Origin of the sequence: Mucilaginibacter sp., assembly GCF_025362475.1 — a bacterium.
GTDB lineage: Bacteria > Bacteroidota > Bacteroidia > Sphingobacteriales > Sphingobacteriaceae > Mucilaginibacter.
This window is the reverse complement of sequence record NZ_JANYGH010000036.1, coordinates 1-21,072: the sequence shown is the minus strand read 5'-3', so window position 1 is coordinate 21,072 and position 21,072 is coordinate 1. Positions and strand designations below refer to the sequence as shown.

18 protein-coding genes are annotated in these 21,072 nt (G+C 41.1%); 6 read left to right on the top strand and 12 right to left on the bottom strand.

The window, feature by feature from the left end; genetic code table 11:
- Nucleotides 1-292: 292 nt before the first annotated feature.
- The 5 genes from Q0R88_RS12800 to Q0R88_RS12780 all read right to left on the bottom strand — a co-directional run bounded on the left by Q0R88_RS12800 (nucleotide 293) and on the right by Q0R88_RS12780 (nucleotide 5,640).
- Entirely contained in the window at nucleotides 293-733 is a 441-nt protein-coding gene (locus tag Q0R88_RS12800; protein WP_295716644.1) for a low molecular weight protein-tyrosine-phosphatase, read from the bottom strand.
- 99 nt (nucleotides 734-832) lie between these two features.
- Nucleotides 833-1,627, bottom strand: a complete 795-nt coding sequence (locus Q0R88_RS12795; RefSeq protein WP_295716643.1) for a S1/P1 nuclease — start codon at nucleotides 1,625-1,627, stop codon at nucleotides 833-835.
- Between the two features lie 2 nt (nucleotides 1,628-1,629).
- Nucleotides 1,630-2,070 carry a fumarate hydratase gene (locus Q0R88_RS12790; RefSeq protein WP_295716642.1) on the bottom strand — a complete coding sequence of 147 codons (441 nt, stop codon included), beginning with the start codon at nucleotides 2,068-2,070 and terminating at the stop codon, nucleotides 1,630-1,632.
- A 215-nt stretch (nucleotides 2,071-2,285) separates the two neighbouring features.
- Complete coding sequence (fumC, locus tag Q0R88_RS12785; protein WP_295716640.1) at nucleotides 2,286-3,680, bottom strand: class II fumarate hydratase; 1,395 nt, start codon at nucleotides 3,678-3,680, stop codon at nucleotides 2,286-2,288.
- A gap of 289 nt (nucleotides 3,681-3,969) precedes the next feature.
- Nucleotides 3,970-5,640 carry a molybdopterin-dependent oxidoreductase gene (locus tag Q0R88_RS12780; protein WP_295716638.1) on the bottom strand — a complete coding sequence of 557 codons (1,671 nt, stop codon included), beginning with the start codon at nucleotides 5,638-5,640 and terminating at the stop codon, nucleotides 3,970-3,972.
- Nucleotides 5,641-5,940: 300 nt separating this feature from the next.
- Here Q0R88_RS12780 and Q0R88_RS12775 point away from each other — a divergent pair, with 300 nt between their 5' ends.
- Entirely contained in the window at nucleotides 5,941-6,150 is a 210-nt protein-coding gene (locus Q0R88_RS12775; protein WP_295716637.1) for a DUF2945 domain-containing protein, read from the top strand.
- Between the two features lie 144 nt (nucleotides 6,151-6,294).
- Here the strand turns inward: Q0R88_RS12775 and Q0R88_RS12770 are convergent, their stop codons facing one another.
- On the bottom strand, nucleotides 6,295-7,080 hold the full coding sequence (locus Q0R88_RS12770) for a LytTR family DNA-binding domain-containing protein (RefSeq protein WP_295716636.1): 786 nt from the start codon (nucleotides 7,078-7,080) through the stop codon (nucleotides 6,295-6,297).
- A 204-nt stretch (nucleotides 7,081-7,284) separates the two neighbouring features.
- Here Q0R88_RS12770 and Q0R88_RS12765 point away from each other — a divergent pair, with 204 nt between their 5' ends.
- On the top strand, nucleotides 7,285-9,141 hold the full coding sequence (locus tag Q0R88_RS12765) for an alpha-amylase family glycosyl hydrolase (RefSeq protein ID WP_295716634.1): 1,857 nt from the start codon (nucleotides 7,285-7,287) through the stop codon (nucleotides 9,139-9,141).
- A 233-nt stretch (nucleotides 9,142-9,374) separates the two neighbouring features.
- Nucleotides 9,375-9,962, top strand: coding sequence for a hypothetical protein (locus Q0R88_RS12760; RefSeq protein WP_295716632.1), 588 nt, complete (start codon nucleotides 9,375-9,377; stop codon nucleotides 9,960-9,962).
- A 66-nt stretch (nucleotides 9,963-10,028) separates the two neighbouring features.
- Here the strand turns inward: Q0R88_RS12760 and Q0R88_RS12755 are convergent, their stop codons facing one another.
- The gene (locus tag Q0R88_RS12755; protein WP_295716631.1) at nucleotides 10,029-11,030 is read right to left on the bottom strand and encodes a tetratricopeptide repeat protein; all 1,002 of its coding nucleotides are present in this window, start codon (nucleotides 11,028-11,030) and stop codon (nucleotides 10,029-10,031) included.
- 109 nt (nucleotides 11,031-11,139) lie between these two features.
- Here Q0R88_RS12755 and Q0R88_RS12750 point away from each other — a divergent pair, with 109 nt between their 5' ends.
- From Q0R88_RS12750 to Q0R88_RS12740, 3 genes are all read left to right on the top strand, one after another.
- Nucleotides 11,140-12,354: a serine hydrolase domain-containing protein gene (locus tag Q0R88_RS12750; protein WP_295716629.1), complete on the top strand. Its 1,215-nt coding sequence runs from the start codon at nucleotides 11,140-11,142 to the stop codon at nucleotides 12,352-12,354.
- Between the two features lie 216 nt (nucleotides 12,355-12,570).
- The gene (locus Q0R88_RS12745) at nucleotides 12,571-12,885 is read left to right on the top strand and encodes a YbaB/EbfC family nucleoid-associated protein (protein WP_295716627.1); all 315 of its coding nucleotides are present in this window, start codon (nucleotides 12,571-12,573) and stop codon (nucleotides 12,883-12,885) included.
- A gap of 60 nt (nucleotides 12,886-12,945) precedes the next feature.
- Nucleotides 12,946-13,626: a metal-dependent hydrolase gene (locus Q0R88_RS12740; RefSeq protein WP_295716625.1), complete on the top strand. Its 681-nt coding sequence runs from the start codon at nucleotides 12,946-12,948 to the stop codon at nucleotides 13,624-13,626.
- Nucleotides 13,627-13,795: 169 nt separating this feature from the next.
- On the opposite strand, the gene Q0R88_RS12735 is transcribed toward Q0R88_RS12740, so the two are convergent.
- The 5 genes from Q0R88_RS12735 to Q0R88_RS12715 all read right to left on the bottom strand — a co-directional run bounded on the left by Q0R88_RS12735 (nucleotide 13,796) and on the right by Q0R88_RS12715 (nucleotide 20,902).
- The gene (locus Q0R88_RS12735; RefSeq protein WP_295716623.1) at nucleotides 13,796-13,978 is read right to left on the bottom strand and encodes a hypothetical protein; all 183 of its coding nucleotides are present in this window, start codon (nucleotides 13,976-13,978) and stop codon (nucleotides 13,796-13,798) included.
- A 69-nt stretch (nucleotides 13,979-14,047) separates the two neighbouring features.
- Complete coding sequence (locus Q0R88_RS12730) at nucleotides 14,048-15,310, bottom strand: glucose-1-phosphate adenylyltransferase (protein ID WP_295716621.1); 1,263 nt, start codon at nucleotides 15,308-15,310, stop codon at nucleotides 14,048-14,050.
- A complete protein-coding gene (locus Q0R88_RS12725; protein ID WP_295716619.1) occupies nucleotides 15,307-16,731 on the bottom strand; it encodes a glycogen synthase in 1,425 nt (474 codons plus the stop codon). The genes Q0R88_RS12730 and Q0R88_RS12725 overlap by 4 nt, the downstream gene beginning before the upstream one ends.
- A 542-nt stretch (nucleotides 16,732-17,273) precedes the next feature.
- Nucleotides 17,274-20,081, bottom strand: coding sequence for a DNA polymerase I (gene polA / locus Q0R88_RS12720; protein ID WP_295716618.1), 2,808 nt, complete (start codon nucleotides 20,079-20,081; stop codon nucleotides 17,274-17,276).
- A 254-nt stretch (nucleotides 20,082-20,335) separates the two neighbouring features.
- On the bottom strand, nucleotides 20,336-20,902 hold the full coding sequence (locus tag Q0R88_RS12715; protein WP_295716617.1) for a DNA-3-methyladenine glycosylase I: 567 nt from the start codon (nucleotides 20,900-20,902) through the stop codon (nucleotides 20,336-20,338).
- Nucleotides 20,903-21,072 lie beyond the last annotated feature (170 nt).

The following is a 21,072-nucleotide window of genomic DNA, read 5'->3' as shown; positions in this document are numbered from 1 at the left end:
TATTCACCGATTAAAAAACGGTATTTGCTCAGGTAATTTCGCTTTAAGGTAAGATCGTTGTTTATGTTCCGCATAACTTTTAGCTTTATTAGTTAAAGCTAATTCTGTTACCGAATTATCTGACCTTTACAGCAATGACGATTCTAATATTATCCTTTTCCGCTGTTTGTGTCCTCACAAACAACTTGCACAATTGCTTTGGAAACTGTAATTTGTGGGAACACAAACTACGGGGATAAAGTGTTCTTTTTTGCAAAACACCTAAGGTACCTCGCAATGCTGATTCTTTATGTTATCGGCTCGTCAGCTCCCTGATTAGATCCTTGCAGCCGCCTTCAATCAGCGTAAATACAGGTTCAAACTGCGTATCATCGTGGTATGGGTCGGGGACTATTTTGTCGCCTAATAATAGCTTTACCTTTTGGGCGTGCTCATGATTACTTGCCATGTTCAGGATATCATTGAGGTTGTATTTATCCATCACAAATATATGATCGAACTCATCAAAATCACTTTGTCTGAATAAACGACAAACCTGGCTACTGATATCGATACCGTGATTGCGCGCCGTGCGGGTAGATCGCCTGTCGGGGCCCTCTCCTACATGCCAATCGCCAGTGCCTGCAGAATCAATTTCCCAGCCAAGTCCTTCCCCATCGCTCAGGTGTTGCATGATCCCTTCTGCCAGCGGCGAACGGCAAATGTTACCGAGGCAAACCATTAGTATCTTCATTCTCTTTAAGGTAAAGGGTGAAAGGTAAAAGGCGAAAGGTTTTTGGATCAGGCTTGCCTAACCTTTTATCGTTCACCTTTTACCTTTCGCCTCCAAAAATTAACCAAATATCTGATTAAGCACTCCTGCCAAACGTACTCCTGCTTTTAAAAGTTGTTGGTTAAGGATAGCTATATGACTAAAATTGTATTTATAGTTCAGGTTATCACCAGGTTTAATATCGGCATAAAACTTTTCGGCCAGTTGGTTGCTTTCAAAAAGCCATTGGCTTATAGGGTCTTTTTGCAATGCGGCACGTTGCGCGGCTGTAGTGTGGTTTATCCAGGTGGCATACTCGGTATAGCTTAGTTGCTGATTATCTATCAGCTGGCTATCCCAAACCGAATGCAGGTTGCTATCCTTGCCAAACCACTGTACTTTAAAATCATTGCCACCCTTATCACTGGTATGCCCGGTATGGAAGGGCTGGTGTACATCTTCCACAATATGGATCAGCATACGCAGGTATAACAATTTATTGGTTTTGGTGGTCGTTTTTTTCTTGAGCTCGGCTATTAAAAAATTCATCTTGGTGTATGAATCTACAGCGGTATCTGCCTTTAAATAAACTTGCAGCTCGGGATAAGTGTAAGCCTTATCCATATCAATAAAATGCCAGTTATACAGGTAGCTGTAAGCCGGATCCGATTTAATAAAATCGGCCCAGTTGCTGGTGATAGCAATAGACTCATTGCCTAAAATAGCCTGGATAGCTATGCGTGCTTTGGGGGTTAAATAGCTATCAGCTATTTGGCCGCAAATACGGTGGCCGTTGGTTCCCCATGCCATACTTTGCAATGGGATGTAGCATACAGCTACAAAAAGAATGATCTTTTTGAAAAAGTTAGTGCTCATTTTCATAGTGGTTTTGGGATGCAGCTTGTTCTTTTTATTAAACGCGCGTTAATGGGTATTACGTTTGATGTACTTGTAAATTCAATTAAGGAATCGGCCTTTTGTTTCACCCTAAAAAACTCCTCGTAATCGCCATAGCGGAAACAGCTTTTCTCGTCTTTATAACTGCCATCAGCATTACAAAACTGACCTTTAAGGTGCAGGGTATCCTGTTTTTGCACATAGGTACCGCGAATGTACTCGGCCCAATGGCCACTGTTCATGCAGGTATCAGCTCCATAATTTACCTTGCTTACGGTACTTATCTTCATCAAAAAAGAATCACAGCTAAATTTCAGCTCGTACAATGAATAAGTCACCAGTCGTTTTTGCGCCGGAACCGAATCCTGCCGCCACTCGCCTTGCAAATATTTAACACCCGGTTTTTGTAAATTGGGGTTCATGGTGCAAGCACTAAGGTAAAAGGCGAAAGGCAAAAGATAAAAGGCTTTTTTAGGCTGAAAGGTAAAAGACAAAAGACTATAGAGTCTTTTGCTGAAAGTCTTTTTTATGGGAGGCGCTGAAAGAAAATCGTTCAGAGGGTTTGGCATACAATTGCTGTTCAAAAGCAGTAAATCAAAAGCCCTCTCCTTTGGGAGAGGGCTGGGTGAGGCTCTTTTTATAAAGAACCTATCATATTTTCGGGTATCACCCATTGGTCAAACTGTTCGTTGGTTAACAAACCTAAACCAATGGCTGCTTCGCGTAGCGATTTGTTTTCCTTTAAAGCTGTTTTGGCAATTTTAGCGGCATTTTCATAACCGATATGCGGATTAAGCGCAGTTACCAGCATCAATGAATTTTCAAGGTGCTTTTTAATGCCGGCGTAGTTTGGTTCGATACCAACCGCGCAATGATCATTGAAAGATACACATGCATCGCCTATCAATCTTGCCGATTGCAGGAAGTTGGCAGCCATCACCGGCTTAAATACGTTCAGCTCGTAATGTCCGTTTGATCCGCCGATAGAGATCGTTACATCGTTACCCATTACCTGTGCTGCTACCATGGTAACGGCTTCATTTTGGGTTGGATTAACCTTACCCGGCATAATGGATGATCCCGGTTCATTATCGGGGATATGGATTTCGCCAATACCAGAACGCGGACCAGAAGCCAGCATCCTGATGTCATTAGCTATCTTCATTAATGATACAGCAATTTGTTTTAAAGCACCATGGCTTTCCACAATAGCATCATGGGCGGCTAAAGCTTCAAATTTGTTTTCTGCCGTAATAAATGGCAGGCCCGTAAATTGGGCAATATATTCGGCTACCTTAACATCATATCCTTTAGGGGTATTGATACCTGTACCTACAGCAGTACCACCAAGGGCAAGCTCAGAAAGGTGATCTAATGTATTACGCAGCGCTTTTAAGCCATGATTTAGTTGAGATACGTAACCAGAAAACTCCTGGCCCAGGGTAAGTGGTGTAGCATCCATTAAATGGGTTCTGCCAATTTTCACTACCGATTTAAAGGCTTCAACCTTAGCCTGCAAAGTATCGCGCAGCTTTTCAACACCAGGGATGGTTACATCCATCAGGATCTTGTATGCGGCAATGTGCATGGCGGTTGGGTAGGTATCGTTTGATGATTGTGATTTGTTCACGTCATCATTAGGGTGGATAAAGGTTTTGCCCTCGCCCAGTTTGTTGCCCTGTAAAACGTGCGACCTATTGGCCACTACCTCATTCACGTTCATGTTTGATTGTGTGCCCGAGCCTGTTTGCCAGATCACCAGCGGAAACTCCGATGATAATGCACCGGTCAGGATCTCGTCGCAAACTTGTGCTATCAGGTCGCGTTTTTCGGCAGATAGCACGCCAAGATCAGTATTGGTATAAGCGGCAGCTTTTTTCAGGTAAGCAAACGCTTCAATGATCTCTTTGGGCATAGATGCCTCCGGACCAATTTTAAAGTTGTTGCGTGATCTTTCTGTTTGTGCTCCCCAGTATTTATCGGCAGGTACCTGTACCTCGCCCATGGTATCGTGTTCGGTTCTGAAACTCATAGCATTAAATTTTGCAGGGGCAAAGTTATGCTTTTATATGATGTAAGGGAATGGGAAATGGTAATCTTTTTGTGATGGATGGAAGTATATTATCTCTAAAAGATTTCGTCAAAATTCATGCTGTGTCTCAAGAGGCTGTTTAAAAATAAATAAACCTACCGTCATTGTAAGGTACTGACCCATCAATATAAAAAAACGTCATTGCTTCGTCGTTCCTCGTCGCAATGACGCGCGGATATGTGCTTCATTCGAAGTATAAAAAAGCTATTAAATCAAATTTAGATAGCCGCTAAGTATTTGCCAGCAAGTCAAAATATTCATCATCTTCATTTTTGCCGCCATATCCTTTTCCTATATGCTTATGGGTTTCTAAAAATTCTATTTTACTGATCCATTTTACCATTTTATAACCCAATTGATTTTCTATTCTGAGCCTTAAAGGCGCTCCATATTTTTCGGGAAGCGTGTGGTAATTCATTTCCCATGCAAGGATAGATTCTGGTTTAAGACAATTATCCAGGCTATGCGTATCATAATAGGTTCCACCATAAATGCCTTCACCAAAAGAATAAAACACCGCAATTGTTGCAGCAGGATAAGGCTTTACCATATCTATGAGCAGTTTAAGGGGAATGCCGCCCCATTCAGCAATTCCAGACCAGCCCTGGATGCAATGGTGCATTGTAATATTTTGCTCCAAACCTATTTGTTTCAAATCTTCGAGCGATAGCTCAACCGGGTTTTCAACCAGGCCGCCTATCTTGAGCTTAAAATCTTTAAAATCATTTGCTGCCAGCTTGAGCCACTCGTCAGATTCGGGCATCTTGCCGTTTACCCAGAAATAAGGTGATATATCCTTTTGTTTATAATAAACTTTAGGCTTGAATTTATTGATCGTGTTAAGCCATAAAGTGCCATTTATAGCTGCTTCCGTTTTTTGTAGTGAACGCGGCCTTTGCCAGGATATCCAATGTGCCAGGAAACCAAAAGCCACCGTGAATAAAACGATACCAAGCCCAACGTATAATCCTGTATGGCTCATGGGGGCATCTGTATTCACGGTTATATGGTTCATATTGCGTATAAATCCTGTTGCTGCAATCATGGCTACATGAATGATAGTAAAGGCAACAAAAGCCAACATAACCAAAAAATGAACCGAGCGTGCGCCTTGTCTGTTACCAAATAGTTTTGGTAACCAATGGAAACGATTTTCTATAGCGGGAGACATTGACATTCCGCTAATCATCGCAATGGGAGCTAAAATAAACACCACGCCGAAGTAAGAAATCTGCTGCAAGGCATTAAAATGATAAAAACCATTTGGCTCAATGGGCATATGAAAGGTTGCGTAGTGTACAAAAACATTCCAGGCATCAGGCAATACCTGCCACGATGTAGGGATTAACCGCTTCCATTGATTGGTAAAAAACATAAGCACAACACATACCGCACCATTAAACAGAAAAAAAGGCACGGTTATAAAATGCCATGACCGGGCAATTCCTACAGAGTGGCGGTAACCAGGCAGTCCGGCTACAGGATTTAAATACCTGCTATCTTCTTTGGCTGTATAAACCCGATCAGCCGGCACCTTTACAGGGGTAAAACGGATCCACTCGGAACGGGGCGAACAGCCACGATTCCAGTACAGGCGGGGATGATCAGCCAGTATGGAAAGTCCGCTCCTGATAATAAGCGCCAAAAAGAAGAAATTAACCCAATGGCTAAGCCGAAGCCATAGTGGAAAACCAACAGGATCTGCCGCGGTAATTGCAGGCATAACTGTTGAGGGGTCGGGTGGCAAACCCAATACCATATATTGCAACCAAGCCAGCCCTATAGTTAAAAACAAAAAGACAAAAATAATAACAAGTGCATAGGGATTGATGCCAATAAACATTCGCCTGTCTTCGGGAAAACGAATTGCCCGCTTGGCTTCATTAAAGTTTGTAAACATTATTGCCTGTTATTAAATATTAAACATTTACCTTAAGCTATAGTGCATGGCCTAAAGTTGTAAGAATGTATGATTTTAAGCGTTATAAAGTAAAGGTTGAATTTATTGCGCTTATCGTATCCGCCCTAAAAGAATAGTCTACAATTATATCCTGAGGTCATCATATATGGACATTGTAAACAGGCAACATTATTTATTTCTTTAAGTTTTGATATACCATTGAATAGATGTTTTTGCATTGCTATTGAGTTCAAAGCATACAGATGGCTAATTGATTTAAAAATCAGAAAACATAATAACATGACAGACAGGTTTAAAATAGGCGACCACGTAAAGTGGAATTCAGAGGCGGGTTATGTGACCGGTAAAATTATTAAAATTCACACTTCTGATTTTAACTATAAAGGTTATATCCACCATTGTAGCCCGGAAACGCCGCAATACGAAATTAAAAGTGATAAAAGCGATCACATTGCTGCTCACAAAGGTTCGGCCTTAAAGAAAATTTAATTTAGCGTTACCCGGTTTTAGCCTTTTTTGTACTCTTCCCTTTGCAGGCAATCTGTATCATCGTTTTGAGGCAGCCATTTAATTTCAATTATTTTATCAAGCGATGTTACCGCCCCACCAGGTCAATTTTACTATCACACGCTATTACGGCAATATCTCCCGAACCTTAGAAATATAGGACCTTCCGATTGGAATTTTTTTATCGCCTATAATTATCTCACTATTGTTATGACTTTCAATCTTATTCAAAGCAACAATAAACGACCGGTGTACCCTCGCGAACAATACCCCAGGTAGTTTGCTCTGCAGATCCGAAATTGATAAATAGGTTTTATAAGTTCCGTTCATCGTGAAGATAACGAGATAATTGCCTTGTGCTTCAGCATAGCAGATGTCTTTAAAATTCATCTTTACCATTCGCCGTTCGCATTTAACAGACAAGAACGTATCGCCATCCTTAGCGGCCATTAATAAATTCTTCTCGTCGATATTTTTTTCCGCCTCAGTTTGCAATGCCCGCACCTTTTCTAAATTTAAAAGCTGGTATAGTTTTACACAAAAAGGAATTGTGAGCACAAATTGAAGCTTAACACAATTATATAAAAACGGAGCAACACTTAGTATCGGTTCTTTTGTCCAGCTGATTAAAAAATATTTTAGTATGATGTAATTATCTATCAGGCGTAACATCAGCGCGAACACTGCCATCAATAAAACATATACAACTATAAAGCGGACAATTTTTTGATGGAAAAGCAAATCTGCCATTAAAGCTTCTACAACTATGGCAACAAAAACCACTTTGGGGATCAAACTAAAAAACTCGTTTCTAAAAACCGTCAAAAAATCTCCCTCTGTAAGCCCCTGAAGAATGGTAAATAACAGCAAGTAGCATATCCAGTATAGGATGTACAATTCAATTTTCTTCAACTTTATGTTAGCGATCAAATCAGGCACGTTTTAAAAGTAATAAAATTAGCGAGGCCGCCATAAAAGTAATACGCATTTACCTGAAAGGTTACCCATTCATACGTCATTCACCCTCTTTTTTTTGCTGTCTGCATCAAAAATTTGCTATGTGTAAGGCAACATTTACTTTGCTGCCTCCAATTAATCAACTCCATTTAAATGATCATGAAGAAGAATCTTTTAACCTTATTATTTATAACCGTACTCGGATATTTAAATCTGTATGGGCAGCAAACCAACATCTATCCTACCAATTGGTGGGTCGGCATGAAAATGAACCATGTTCAATTATTAATTAGAAGCGAAAACAAAGCTCTATCTCAGCAAAAAATTAAAATCAATTACCCGGGTATTACCGTACTCCAAACCCACCATTTCCCCAACTTAAAATATACGGCCATTGATATTGTTATCAGCCCCGCCGCAAAGCCGGGATCAGTAAAAATCGTTTTTGGAGATGGCGTTAATTCTTCGGTAATACCATGGCCTTTATTGGCAAAACCGCTGGGCAATGGCAGCAGCTATGCGCAAGGGGTAACTTCGGCTGATTTTATAGACCTATTGCTAACAGACCGGTTTAGCAATGGCGATACAAAAAATGATAGAATAACCGGAATGAGGGATCAATCGCTGAATCGCGATTCGATGTACTTAAGACATGGCGGCGACTTTCAGGGTATATTAAATCATATCGACTATTTTAAAAGTCTTGGCGTAACCGCTTTATGGCTTACACCGGTTATGGAAAATGACATGCCCAACCGTACCGAACACGGCTATGCCATTACCGATCATTATAAAATTGATGCCCGATATGGGACCGACTCTCTTTATACGCAATTAAGTAATACGTTGCATAAAAACGGGATGAAGCTGATCATGGATGTGGTATACAATCATACCGGTCTCTACCATTTTTTGGAGCAGGATCCGCCGGCGGAAGACTGGATGCACCGCTGGTCCCAATTTACCCAGACTAATTACAGGGAACAAACCCAGTTTGATCCATACGCGGCACCATCAGATAAAAAGAAAATGACCGATGGCTGGTTTATATCCGAAATGCCGGATGTTAATCAATCTAACCCATTTATGGCAAACTACATGATCCAAAATATCATCTGGTATGTGCAAAAATTTGGAATTGATGGTATAAGAATAGATACCTATACCTACAACGACATGGATTTTGCTAACCGGTGTAATCAGGCCATTATGGACGAATTTCCTAAGCTTACTCTATTTGGCGAAACGCGGGTATTTGGCGTCGCCAATCAATCGTATTTTAACCAGAACAATTTCAATTTACCTTTCAAAAGCAATTTGCAGGGTTCGGTGGATTTTCAATGCCTATATTTTGGCATTATACCCGCGTTGATGCAGCCGTTTGATTGGACGGATGGAGTAAACAAATTGTATTATACCTTAAGCAGCGATTTTTTGAACAAAGATGCAACCCACAATGTGCTTTTGTTGGATAACCATGATGAGCCCCGCTTTTTTTCGGTTGTAGGCGAAGATGTAGAAAAACAAAAGATTGGCTATGAATGGTTATTAACCTGCAGGGGTGTTCCGCAGCTATATTATGGATCGGAGGTGCTTTTGAAAGGCTTTACAAACCCCGATGGCTTGGTAAGAGCTGATTTTCCTGGCGGATGGGCAGTGGATAAAAAAAATGCATTTACCGGCGAAGGTCTTACTGACGATGAACTCGCTGTTCAAAACATTGTTAAAAAACTGGGCACTTTCCGGAAAACCTCATCAGCATTAAAAACCGGAAAAATGATGCATTATATACCTGTTAACGGATTATATGTCTATTTCAGATATGATGCCAAACAAACGATAATGTGTATTATGAACACTGCAAAAAAAGAAAGCACCGTTGATTTTGGGAAATACACGGAAAGAATAGCTGGCTTTACCAAAGCACAAAATGTAATAACCGGCGACTTGCTAAACACCACCAAAAAAGTAACCATACCTGCTATGCATATGTGGGTTTTAGAGTTGAGCAATTAGTTTAGTGTTCGCAGGTGCTAAGTACCTGCGAACCTTTTTTATATGCCAATTGGTTGAGTTGGGTTTAAAATCCACCCAGGTTGAATGCACTCAGCTTAAAGTTTAACATATTGCCTTAAAGCAGCTTATATATTATATACAATATATTTCCATTAAAAATAAAAAATACTATTTTTTTTAGCATAACATATGTTTATATTTTTTATTTTAGGCAAAAAAACCAAATCATAATTATGAAAAAATTTACTTTTTTAGCTCTTATTCTGTTTGCTTTCTCATGCGACTCAAATGATAAAGCAATTTCATCAAATTCCGATTCAACTAAAACTGACACATCAACATCAAAAAAATTGGAAAGCAAATCAGATTCTTCTGTCTCTGAATCTCAAGACTCCGAAAAGCCAAAATGGGAATATTCAGAAAAAGAGGATAAAATGACCAATAAAACAAACTACTACGCATCAATAGACGCAAATGAATTATTAGATTTTCCATTTCCTTATGATGGAGGCTCAACGGCAACCTTAACCATAAGAAAAACAAGCACCGGAAATGAGTCTATTTTGCAAGTAAGTAAAGGGCAATTCATAAGTGATGTTGAAGGTACAGAGGTTAAAATCAAATTTGATAGCGAACAGCCAATCACATTTAACTGTTCATCTTCATCAGATGGAAGCAGCAACGTCCTTTTTATAAATTCGACCAACAAATTGATCAAAAAGCTAAAAACAGCAAAAAAAATAATTATCCAAGCAGAATTTTATGAAAGTGGAAGTAAGGAAATGGAATTCGATGTAACTGACTTTACCTGGGCTCATTGATATTATTTAAAATGAGATTTTAGACTTGCGATATTATCCTCGTAAGTCTAAAATTTCTTTCTTTTTTCAAAACTTTCTTTCCACGCCAGCAACCCAGGCCTCCAGTGCCTTGCGCTTATCCTCATTTTGCTGCAACCATTGTTTACCTGCCTCTTTATTGGCGCTTAAGCCCATCAGCCTGGCAAATGCCTGCATGTTATTAGTTTTACTCAGCTGATAAAAGAAGTTAGCGTAGTAATGTCTGAAAAAATCGTTACCTGTTTGCTTTTCGGCCAGCTGGCCGACAGCTTCAAAAACGGCTTGCAACTGGTTCTCCAATAATTCGGCAGCGGTTGAGCCGGGTTTTGCCTTTGCTATGGCCGCATTTAATGTTCTGTTCAATGAGGTGGTTGATGCTTCCGCTTTGGCATCCTCTGCTTTTAAGGTACCTCCTTTTAAAATGCTTTGCATATTGGTATAGGCTTCGTCGCTTCTTGGGCCATCGGGTTCCAGCAACAAAAAGCTGCACAATCCCATTAGGGCCGCCGCCCTTTTGTTTTGATGAAAAGTAACCAGTCCATACAAGCGCTGACTATTGGCATGTTTAGGATCGAGTTTAATAGCTTCGATAGCGGCCTGCTCTGCTTCGGGATATTGTTTGGCACGGAAATAGGCTATACCAAGGTTAAAATACAGTGGCTGGTAATCCGGCTTTATTTTCAGTCCTTCTTTGTAGGCATCAATTGCCTGCTGCGGCTGGTGGCTACTATCATAAATACCGCCCAGCAATTCATAAGCCGGTCCGGTAAAGTTGGAGTTGGTTTTAATTATTTTGTTTAAATATGGTACGCCCTCCATTCCTTTGCCCGATGCATTTAAACTAAAAGCCATCTGGTAATTGGCCTGTGCGTTTTCGGGATCGGCTGCCAAAGCTTGTTTATATTTTTCTATCGCGCCCGCATAATTATGATCGTTATTTAGTTTGATACCTTGCTTTATTAAGGCAGCAACGTCGCTTTCCTGCGTGTAAGCAACAGCAGAAAACAATAAAATCGCTATCAACAGGCAACTGGTTTTAATCAAATTCATACTTAAACATACAAAGAGATTTAACTAAAAGAAAAAAATAAAAACTTTAATCGATACCTGCTGTATAATTTCTAATTTTCGCTTTCGTTTAAGAGTGAGAAATTTACCTATGAAGTTATTGTATAAGAGCGCCTTTTTGTTTACCGCCTCCCTGCTGATTTTAACAGCCTGTTCATCAAAAAATAAAGATAAAAACCAAGGTACTGCACCCCTTCCCGGCAAACCTTTAGATACCACGGCACTGATGGCCTACAACCCCAAACAAGGGGATAAAAAGATAGAGGCGGTAATGCAGGAACTGCACCGTACCCGTGGTTTCAACGGCAATGTGCTGGTAGCAAAAAAAGGTAAAATAGTTTATGAAAACGCCATTGGCTGGGCCGATTACCTGCACCGCGATAGCCTGAAGCTAAGTTACCAGTTTGAACTGGCCTCGGTTACCAAAACCATGACATCTACCGGTATATTGATGCTGATGGAACGCGGCAAGCTTAAATTAGATGATGATGTAAAGAAATTTTTTCCGGATTTCCCGTATGATGGGGTAACCATCCGCCTGTTGCTTACGCACCGTTCCGGCATGATGAACTATGTATATTTTATTGATGATATATACCGCAGCCAGCATCTTAATCAAAGGAAAGGAATTTCAAATGCTGACGCCATGAAAATGATTGCGGAATATAAACCGCGACCTTTTAACGTACCCAACAAAAGATTCCTTTACAACAATTCCAATTTTATGGTATTGGGTTCCATTATCGAAAAAGTGAGCGGAGAATCCTACACGCAGTTCATGAAGGACAATGTATTTAAACCTGCAAGTATGGCGCATACCAATGTGTATTCCAAAGCTGTATATGACAAAATTCCGGTTCACGTTGTAGGGCATGATCGCGGTCAGTGGAAATATTCTGTGGCACAAAACTTCTTGGATGGCCCTGTGGGCGATAAGGGAATTTACAGCACCGTGGGCGACCTGTTTTTATTTGACCGCGCTTTGCGCGCCGGGCTGTTATTAAAACAGGCTACACTTGATTCGGCTTATGTGCCGCGCAATCCTATGCTGCATGGCCACTTTAGTTATGGATATGGCTGGCGTACCTTTACCGCACCTGGACAGGAGGTTATTTACCATACCGGCTGGTGGCATGGTTTCAGGCACATTTACCTGCGCGATATGAAAAACGATATCACCGTTGTGTTGTTATCTAATTTAGCCAATGGAAGCCTGCTCAAACTCGACGATCTTTTTAGAGCTGCCGGGATGCCTGTAGTACGAAAAAGCGCCTACAACGGCAATGGTGATACCAGTGACGATTAATTCGTGGTTCGTGGTTCGTGGTTCGTGGTTCGTGGTTCGTGGTTCGTGGTTCGTGGTTCGTGGTTCGTGGTTCGTGGTTCGTGGTTGGAATCGACTTAAAACTATTTGGTTTTGAAATTGTAAAATTTAAGTGTCAATTCATTTAAGCAGTTACTCATATGCATATTTGCACATCTGTAATCTGCACATCCGCATATTTGCACATCTAATAAAATTATGTTTGATAAAATAATGGAAGCCCAGCAAAAGGCTGGCGAATCAAAAAAACGCCTGGATGCGATCAGCGTATCGGGTACTGCCGAAGGTGGTAAAATTACAGTTACAGCCAATGCTAATAAAGTGGTACAATCGGTAAATATTGATAGTGCTTTTTTGGCTGATGCTGATAAAGAAGAACTGGAAGAGCTATTGGTTGTAGCCTTTAATAAAGCCATGGAACAGGCCGATAATATAAGCCAGGCCGAAATGGCTGCCATGACCAAGGATATGTTTGGCGGTATGGGCGGCCTGGGCAGCTTATTTGGTAAATAGTTCAATACCCTTTTAAGGGAACAACGGTTTAAGATAACTGAAAACAAATATCATTCTACTATGAAAACTACCTATTACGGCCAATCAACAGTCGAAATAGAATTGAGCAATGGCAAAAAACTATTGTTTGATCCATTTATAACACATAACCCACTGGCAAAGGATATTGACATCAATAGCTTAAAACCAGATTACATTTTAATATCTCATGGTCATGGCGATCATATTGCCGACCTGTTTGAGATTCAGAAAAATAGCGGCGCTAAAGTAATATGTATTGCTGAAATTGCCGGCTGGCTTAACAGCAAAGGTGTTGATAATGTACATGGAATGAACATTGGCGGCGGCTTTAATTTTGATTTTGGCAGGGTAAAAATGGTGAATGCCGTACACTCCAGTACCATGCCCGATGGCTCACCGGGTGGTAATCCCGCCGGTTTCCTGTTATCGGTTGAAGGTAAAAAAATATACTTTGCCGGCGATACCGCCCTTACTTATGATATGAAACTGCTGGCAGACGAGAACCTCAACTGGGCATATTTGCCAATTGGCGATAACTATACTATGGGTGCAGATGATGCCATAAAAGCCAGCGCTTTCATCAATTGTAAAAACATCATCGGCATACATTATGATTCGTTTGAAGTTATCAGGATTGATAAAGATGAAGTAAGAGAAAAGTTCATCAAAGCTGGCCTGAATTTAAAGCTGCCTGCAATTGGCGAAACGATTGATTTATAGCTTCTGAATAGTCTTGCCGAACTTGTTTCGGCACCCCACGCGCATGGCATACACCATGTTGGCTACTTGTCCTGTGAAATCCTTCACTGCGTCCAGGATGACAAAGCCCAAAAAAACTATAAACCAAAAAGCCTCCTGATAATCAGGAGGCTTTTTGGTTACATGAAGGTTACTTCTTCATTTTCATGGTGTCCTTTTTCATTGTTGTATCCTTTTTCATCTTCTTTTTCATTTTTTTCTTGGTAGTATCTGTTTGCATACTACCATTTGAAGATTTTACGGGTACCCCATGCGCAAAAACGCTTCCGAAAGAGATTGCTGCTAAAGCAATCATACAAAGTGCCTTTTTCATAGTTAATTGTTTTATGTTTTATATTATCTATAACAAATTAACCATTGATTGTTTTTGCTTAATTTATTATTAAATAATTGTTCCGTTTGGAATAATGGCTCGCTTTTTAACAACTACAATGCCATCCTGTACCGTGTGGGTGCCGTAATCACCGTCTTCCAGCTTTTCGCCACAGTTGATAACTACGTCGTCGCCGATATAGGTATTTTTATCAATGATGGCATTTTTGATTTTACACCTATCGCCTATACCCATAATTGGCGATGCACTTAGTTTCAGTTCGGCAATCTGCTCTAATGTCTGGTAGCTATCGCAACCCATTACATAGCAGTTTTCAATTTCGGTATCAACTCCAATACGGGTACGAATCCCTATAATTGATCGCGTAATTTCTTTAGCGCTGATAATGCAGCCATCAGCAACAATGGATTTGTTCAATGTTGTGCCTGATACTTTTGATGGCGGCAGCATGCGCGCCCGGGTATAGATATGATTTTCGCCAAAAAGGTTAAACTTAGGTATCTCATCCGTTAAACCCAGGTTAGCATCAAAAAATGATGGAATGGTACCAATATCTGTCCAGTAACCTTCATATTGATAGCTTAATACTTTATGCTCAACTATTGACTGCGGGATAATCTCTTTACCAAAGTCGGTACGATCATTCCCTTCCAACAAATCATACAGCAATTTGCGGTTGAAAATGTAAATACCCATAGATGCCAGGTAAACCCTGCCTTCAGCCTGCATTTCATCACTTACCTCAGATGCCCAGCTCTCAAAATTTGATTTTGGTTTTTCAACAAAAGCAGTAACCATACTATGCTCATCAGCTTTTAAAATACCAAAGCCCGGTACATCAGCCGCATCAACAGGAATGGTAGCGATAGAGATCTCAGCACCAGATTCGATGTGCTTATTGATCATATCCTCAAAATCCATCTGGTACAATTGGTCGCCTGATAGGATCAGTACATACTCAAACTCGTGCACCGCCAAATGGTGCAGGCTTTGCCTTACCGCATCGGCCGTACCCTGGAACCAGGCCACGCTTGATGGTGTTTGCTCGGCAGCCAAAATATCAACAAAAGCATCACTGAAACTGCTGAAGTGATAGGTGTTTTTGATGTGCTTGTTTAACGATGCTGAGTTAAACTGCGTTAATACATAAATACGCGTAATACCCGAGTGCAGGCAATTCGAAATTGGAATATCAACCAAACGGTACTTACCGGCAATTGGCACAGCCGGTTTTGAACGTGTTGCAGTAAGTGGTGATAAGCGACTGCCCTGGCCACCGCCAAGCACAATTGAGATTACTTTAGATGTCATATCTGAGGGTTTAAACTTTCATAAAGGTTTATATATTCTTTGGCCGAACGGTCCCAGGAAAAATCAAGGGCCATCATACGCTTGCGTAATATTTGTAATTGTGCGGGGTTTTGGTAAAGTGTTATGGCACGTGTAATAGCATGGTAAATATCATCAACACTAACCTGGTTAAAACGGATACCGTAGCCCCCCTCATCACCAAAATCAATTACCGAATCTATCAACCCGCCTGTACTACGTACAATTGGCATGGTGCCATAGCGTAAAGAATATAGTTGATTAAGTCCGCATGGTTCCACACGCGATGGCATCAGCAGGAAATCGGCACCGGCGTATACCACATGGGCTAATGCCTCATCATAACCAATAAATACATTGCACCTGCCAGGGTATTTATCCTTAAGATCAAGCAATGCTATCTCCATTTCCTTATCGCCAGAGCCAAGTATAAAGAAGTTAGCTTCATCTCCATACTCTGCCAGTATACGATCAATGGCTTCAGGCAACAGATCGGCACCTTTTTCAATCACCAATCTGCCTATAAACACAAACAATGGCTTAGCCGGGTTTAAGCCAAAGCGGGTGCAAAGCGCTTCTTTGTTGGCTTGCTTGCCTTTAGCCAGGGTCCGGGTATTAAAATGATGAGGCACCATTGGGTCGGTTTGAGGATTCCAAACCTCTGTATCAATCCCGTTGATGATACCATAGCCTTTAGCCCTTTCAATATAAAAAAGGTATTCTAACCCGTTTGAATTGATGGTAAGCTCGCGTAAGTAAGTTGGTGATACCGTGGTATACAGCCAGCTACATTTTACAGCGGCTGCCAAAGGGTTTATCCCGCCGGCCCAATCAAGTAATCCAGCGGCAGTCATATCAATCTCGGGCAGGTAGGGTAACTGTTCCCAACCAAAAGCACCATGATACTGGCCATTGTGTATAGTAAAAATGGTTGGCACATTTGCCAATCGCTTATATAACTTGGAGTGATAAAGCAGGAATGGCACCAGGCCAGAATGATGGTCATGGCAATGGATAAGATCAGGCGTTTGCTGCGAGTAGCTGATCCAATCTAAAAAAGCCAGCTGGAACGCGATAAACTGCTCCCTTTCGTCGGGATAGCTGTACACATTTTCCCGGTCAAGCAGACCAGGGATGTAAACTAAAAATAGCTCAAAACCCAGTTTATCGGTCTTCTCCTTTAAAATTTCAAAATAAAGGCGGCGTGTATTCAGTAAAGTAACGGCACTAAAAACTACATCAAATTCGTTTTCCTGGGTAAACTTGCGGTCGTAATAAGGCATCACAACTGCTGCCTGCAAACCTGCCATATTTTGGTATTTAGGCAGTGCACCAACAACATCTGCAAGACCGCCAACTTTGGCGACAGGATAACATTCGGCACTCAGATGGAATATTTTCATTTAGGTTTTATTGGCTCAATTTAAGGAAAGATTACCAAAAGAGAAACCTATAATAATTAATATAGTTTTTTAAATTTAGATATGATATTGTAAAAATCTTATTAACCTTTTCATGTATATATTGAAATATTGGTAGAAAAAGAGAGTAAACAAACCCTGCAGACATCTGGGGTTAGATACACTAAGGTGCTTTTTGGAAGCGAAAAACCTGTAGTGTTGCTTATTCAATAAAAAAATGTCATTGTTAGTAATAAAATTCCGGGGAACTCCGAAGGAGAAATGACGTTTTAAAAAGTTTGTCATCCTGAGGGACGAAGGATCTATTCGCAGACTGTACAGGGCGAAAAAGCATAGTGAATACTAGATCCTTCACTATCGTTCAGGATGACAAAAAGTTTTTTCAAAAAGCATCATGAGTAGCTGTAAAATTTGGAGAACTCTAAAGGTGGAAATAACAAGCGGCGAAAGACTTACGAAGTTTTAAAAACTTCGTAAGTCTGGGATTCTCCCCTTGTTATAAATACCTCACAATCGCGGCGTTATCAATGTGCCTCCAGCCAATTCAAGCCTGTACCAATCTCTACCATAATGGGTACAGTTGTTTGAATAGCAGTTTTCATGTTATGCATAATAATAGGCTTCACAATTTCAATCTCGTTATTAGGCACATCAAACACCAACTCATCATGCACCTGCATAGTCATGCGGGCCTCCAGGTTTTGTGCTTTAAATTCGCGGTGAATATTGATCATGGCTATCTTGATCATATCTGCAGCCGAGCCTTGTATGGGCGCGTTGATGGCATTTCGCTCGGCGAAGCCACGTACCGTTGCGTTGGCCGAATTGATATCCCGTAAATACCTGCGCCTGCCCATCAGCGTGCATACGTAACCATTCTCGCGGGCAAAGTTCATGGTATCACTCATGTACTGCTTAATACCAACAAACTGCGCAAAGTATTGCTCAATAATATCGGCAGCTTCCTTACGCGGAATGCCCAGGCTCTGCGATAAACCAAATGCCGATTGCCCGTAAATGATCCCGAAGTTAACGGCCTTGGCATTACGGCGTTGTTCGCTGGTTACTTCATCCAAATCAATACCATAAACATTGGCAGCGGTTGCGGTGTGTATATCCAGGTTATCAACAAAGGCCTGCATCATGTTGGGATCTTTGCTGATCTCGGCAATTATCCGCAGCTCTATCTGCGAATAATCGGCAGATATTATGCTATGCCCGTTGTCTCTTGGAATAAATGCTTTACGCACTTCGCGGCCACGCTCTGTACGGATAGGAATATTTTGAAGATTAGGATTAACGCTGCTCAATCTGCCTGTTGCAGCTACGGCCTGGTTATAAGAGGTGTGCACCCTGCCCGTTTTAGGATTTACCATGAGCGGCAAGGCATCAACATAAGTAGATTTTAGTTTTTGCAGCTGACGAAAATCTAATATATCCCTTACAATATCGCTTTTGGCAGCCAGGGAAAGCAATACATCTTCGCCTGTTTGGTACTGACCGGTTTTGGTTTTCTTTGCCTTGGGATCAAGCATCAGTTTTTCAAAAAGCACTTCACCCAATTGTTTTGGCGACGCAATATTGAACCTTACTCCTGCTTTCTCAAAAACCGTTTTCTCTAATTTGGCTACATCCGTTTCTAACTCCTTGCTAAACTCACGAAGGGTATCATGATCTATTTTTACGCCTTCGTACTCAATATCAGCCAGTACATATATCAGCGGATGCTCTATTTCATGAATCAGCTTTTCGCTTTCAACTTCTTTTAATTTAGGTTCAAATACGGCTTTCAACTGCAGGGTAATGTCTGCATCTTCGGCCGCATATTCTTTTATTTTCCCTATCTCTACATCGCGCATGTTGCCCTGGTTTTTACCTTTGGCACCAATGAGCGAAGTGATAGAAACCGGCTTATAGTTCAGGTAATTTTCTGACAAAACATCCATACCATGGCGGGTATCCGGGTCTATAACGTAATGCGCCATCATGGTATCAAACAACTTGCCCTTAACCTGTACATCGTACCATTTAAGCACCAGGATATCAAATTTGAGGTTTTGCCCTATTTTACTGATTTTTTCATTTTCCAATACAGGCTTAAACTCGTTAACAATACTTTTAACAGCTTCCTGGTCAACAGGTACAGGTATGTACCAGGCCTCGCCTGCCTTTACCGAGAATGAAAGACCTACCAATTCACAATTATTGGCGTCGGTGCCGGTTGTTTCCGTATCAAAACAAAACGATTCCTGCTGTTGAAGCATGGCAATTAAGCTGGCGCGTTTTTCAAAAGTATCGGCCAGGTGGTATTCGTGCGGAACGTTATCTATATTTTTAGAGGCAATAATAAAATCCTCCCGAATATCCTCTATATCAACGGTCATGGTAGTACGCCCGGTTGCAACCTCGTTGCCAAACAAATCTGTTTGCGTACCGGCAGGTTTCATTTCGGTAATGCTGAAATCATCGCCAAAAACACGTTTCCCCAGTGTGCGGAACTCCAGTTCGGCGAAAAGTGGTTCCAACAGTTCCTTGCTTGGCGCGCAGATCTCCAGCCCCTCCTCGTCCAGCTCCACAGGTACATTCAAAAGGATAGTGGCCAGTTTTTTCGACAGTAAGCCCTGCTCGGCAAATTGCTCTACGTTTTCGCGCTGCTTCCCTTTTAACTCATGGCTATGGGCGATGATCTCTTCCATTGAGCCGTATTGCTTAATAAGCGACTTCGCGGTTTTTTCGCCAATCCCCGGGATACCAGGAATATTATCTACCGCATCGCCCCATAAACCCAAAATATCTATTACCTGTTCAACACGTTCAATTTCCCATTTCTCCAGCACTTCCTTAACGCCCAATATCTCCATTTCGTTACCCATACGGGCGGGTTTGTAAATGCGGATATTATCAGATACCAGTTGTGCAAAATCCTTATCGGGTGTCATACAGTAAACCTGGTAACCTTTCTGTTCGGCTTTTTTGGCCAGGGTACCAATGATATCATCTGCCTCATACCCGTCTGATGTAATAACAGGGATATTGAAACCTAAAATCAGCTTAACCACATAAGGCAATGCTTTGGACAGATCCTCGGGCATGGCTTCGCGATGTGCTTTATAATGCTCATAATCTGTATGACGTTCGGTTGGTGCTTCGGTATCAAAAACAACAGCCATGTGGGTAGGCTTTTCTTTTTTCAAAACATCCAGCAGGGTATTGGTAAACCCCATCACTGCCGATGTATTCATCCCGCCCGAGGTAAACCGCGGACTTTTACTCAAAGCAAAATGCGCCCGGTAAATAAGGGCCATACCATCCAAAAGAAATAGTTTTTTCATAATTAATTTTTCACGAATTACACGAATAGGGTCGAATTTTCACGAAACCCGCGTGCAATGGGCTTTTGCAAAGTACACGAATTTATACGATATTTTAGAATTACGCTTAATCAAATTCATCATTAAATAGATGCAAATCAATTTGTGTAAGTCAAAAAACCTCCACGACTAATTCGTGTAATTCGTTCTCATTTGTGCAATTCGTGTCTATTAAAATTCATGTAATTCGTTCTCATTCGTGCCATTAGTGTTTATTAAAATTTATAGCTACACTCCGGAATGTGATCATTCACCATTCCTGTTGCCTGCATATGGGCGTAGCAAATAGTGGTACCAAAGAATTTGAAGCCCCGCTTTTTCATGTCTTTGCTAATAGCGTCTGATTCGGCTGTGCTAGCAGGTATTTTGTGGAAGTGATTTATAATAGGCTTACCACCGGGCATAAAACTGTACAGGTATTTATCAAACGAGCCAAATTCCTGTTGAATGCCGATAAACAGCTTCGCATTGCTGATAGCCGCCAGAATTTTAAGCCGGTTGCGGATAATGCCAGCATCCTGCATCAGGCGTTCCACATCCTCATCTGTAAAGGCAGCTACTTTATGCACATCAAAATCTGCAAAGGCTTTTTTATAGCCATCTCTCCTACGCAAAATAGTGATCCAGCTTAAACCGGCCTGGGCAGATTCGAGGATTAAAAACTCAAACAGGATGTGGTCATCATGAACTTCCTTGCCCCATTCTTCATCGTGATATTTGATATAAAGTTCGTCGGTCCCGGCCCATGAGCAGCGGGTTATTTCGTTGGTTGAATTTGACATAATTGTTTTAATAAAAACCGCGTCATTGCTGTAAGGGTTTAGTAATTCGGTAACAGAATCAGGTATTTTTATTTGTTGTTTAGGGTGACCATATCGATAGGTTTTTTACCATTGATGCCCTGATGTGGCCGTTCCCAGTTATAATAAACAAGATATTTGAGGAGTTCATC

Excerpts from the sequence above, each read along its gene's own strand:
- fumC (WP_295716640.1), bottom strand. The coding sequence starts at position 3,680 with ATGAGTTTCAGAACCGAACACGATACCATGGGCGAGGTACAGGTACCT.
- Q0R88_RS12745 (WP_295716627.1), top strand. The coding sequence starts at position 12,571 with ATGTTTGATAAAATAATGGAAGCCCAGCAAAAGGCTGGCGAATCAAAA.
- Q0R88_RS12760 (WP_295716632.1), top strand. The coding sequence starts at position 9,375 with ATGAAAAAATTTACTTTTTTAGCTCTTATTCTGTTTGCTTTCTCATGC.
- Q0R88_RS12750 (WP_295716629.1), top strand. The coding sequence starts at position 11,140 with ATGAAGTTATTGTATAAGAGCGCCTTTTTGTTTACCGCCTCCCTGCTG.
- Q0R88_RS12755 (WP_295716631.1), bottom strand. The coding sequence starts at position 11,030 with ATGAATTTGATTAAAACCAGTTGCCTGTTGATAGCGATTTTATTGTTT.
- Q0R88_RS12735 (WP_295716623.1), bottom strand. The coding sequence starts at position 13,978 with ATGAAAAAGGCACTTTGTATGATTGCTTTAGCAGCAATCTCTTTCGGA.
- Q0R88_RS12790 (WP_295716642.1), bottom strand. The coding sequence starts at position 2,070 with ATGAACCCCAATTTACAAAAACCGGGTGTTAAATATTTGCAAGGCGAG.
- Q0R88_RS12715 (WP_295716617.1), bottom strand. The coding sequence starts at position 20,902 with ATGTCAAATTCAACCAACGAAATAACCCGCTGCTCATGGGCCGGGACC.
- Q0R88_RS12725 (WP_295716619.1), bottom strand. The coding sequence starts at position 16,731 with ATGAAAATATTCCATCTGAGTGCCGAATGTTATCCTGTCGCCAAAGTT.
- polA (WP_295716618.1), bottom strand. The coding sequence starts at position 20,081 with ATGAAAAAACTATTTCTTTTGGATGGTATGGCCCTTATTTACCGGGCG.
- Q0R88_RS12740 (WP_295716625.1), top strand. The coding sequence starts at position 12,946 with ATGAAAACTACCTATTACGGCCAATCAACAGTCGAAATAGAATTGAGC.
- Q0R88_RS12795 (WP_295716643.1), bottom strand. The coding sequence starts at position 1,627 with ATGAGCACTAACTTTTTCAAAAAGATCATTCTTTTTGTAGCTGTATGC.
- Q0R88_RS12730 (WP_295716621.1), bottom strand. The coding sequence starts at position 15,310 with ATGACATCTAAAGTAATCTCAATTGTGCTTGGCGGTGGCCAGGGCAGT.
- Q0R88_RS12780 (WP_295716638.1), bottom strand. The coding sequence starts at position 5,640 with ATGTTTACAAACTTTAATGAAGCCAAGCGGGCAATTCGTTTTCCCGAA.
- Q0R88_RS12800 (WP_295716644.1), bottom strand. The coding sequence starts at position 733 with ATGAAGATACTAATGGTTTGCCTCGGTAACATTTGCCGTTCGCCGCTG.
- Q0R88_RS12775 (WP_295716637.1), top strand. The coding sequence starts at position 5,941 with ATGACAGACAGGTTTAAAATAGGCGACCACGTAAAGTGGAATTCAGAG.
- Q0R88_RS12765 (WP_295716634.1), top strand. The coding sequence starts at position 7,285 with ATGAAGAAGAATCTTTTAACCTTATTATTTATAACCGTACTCGGATAT.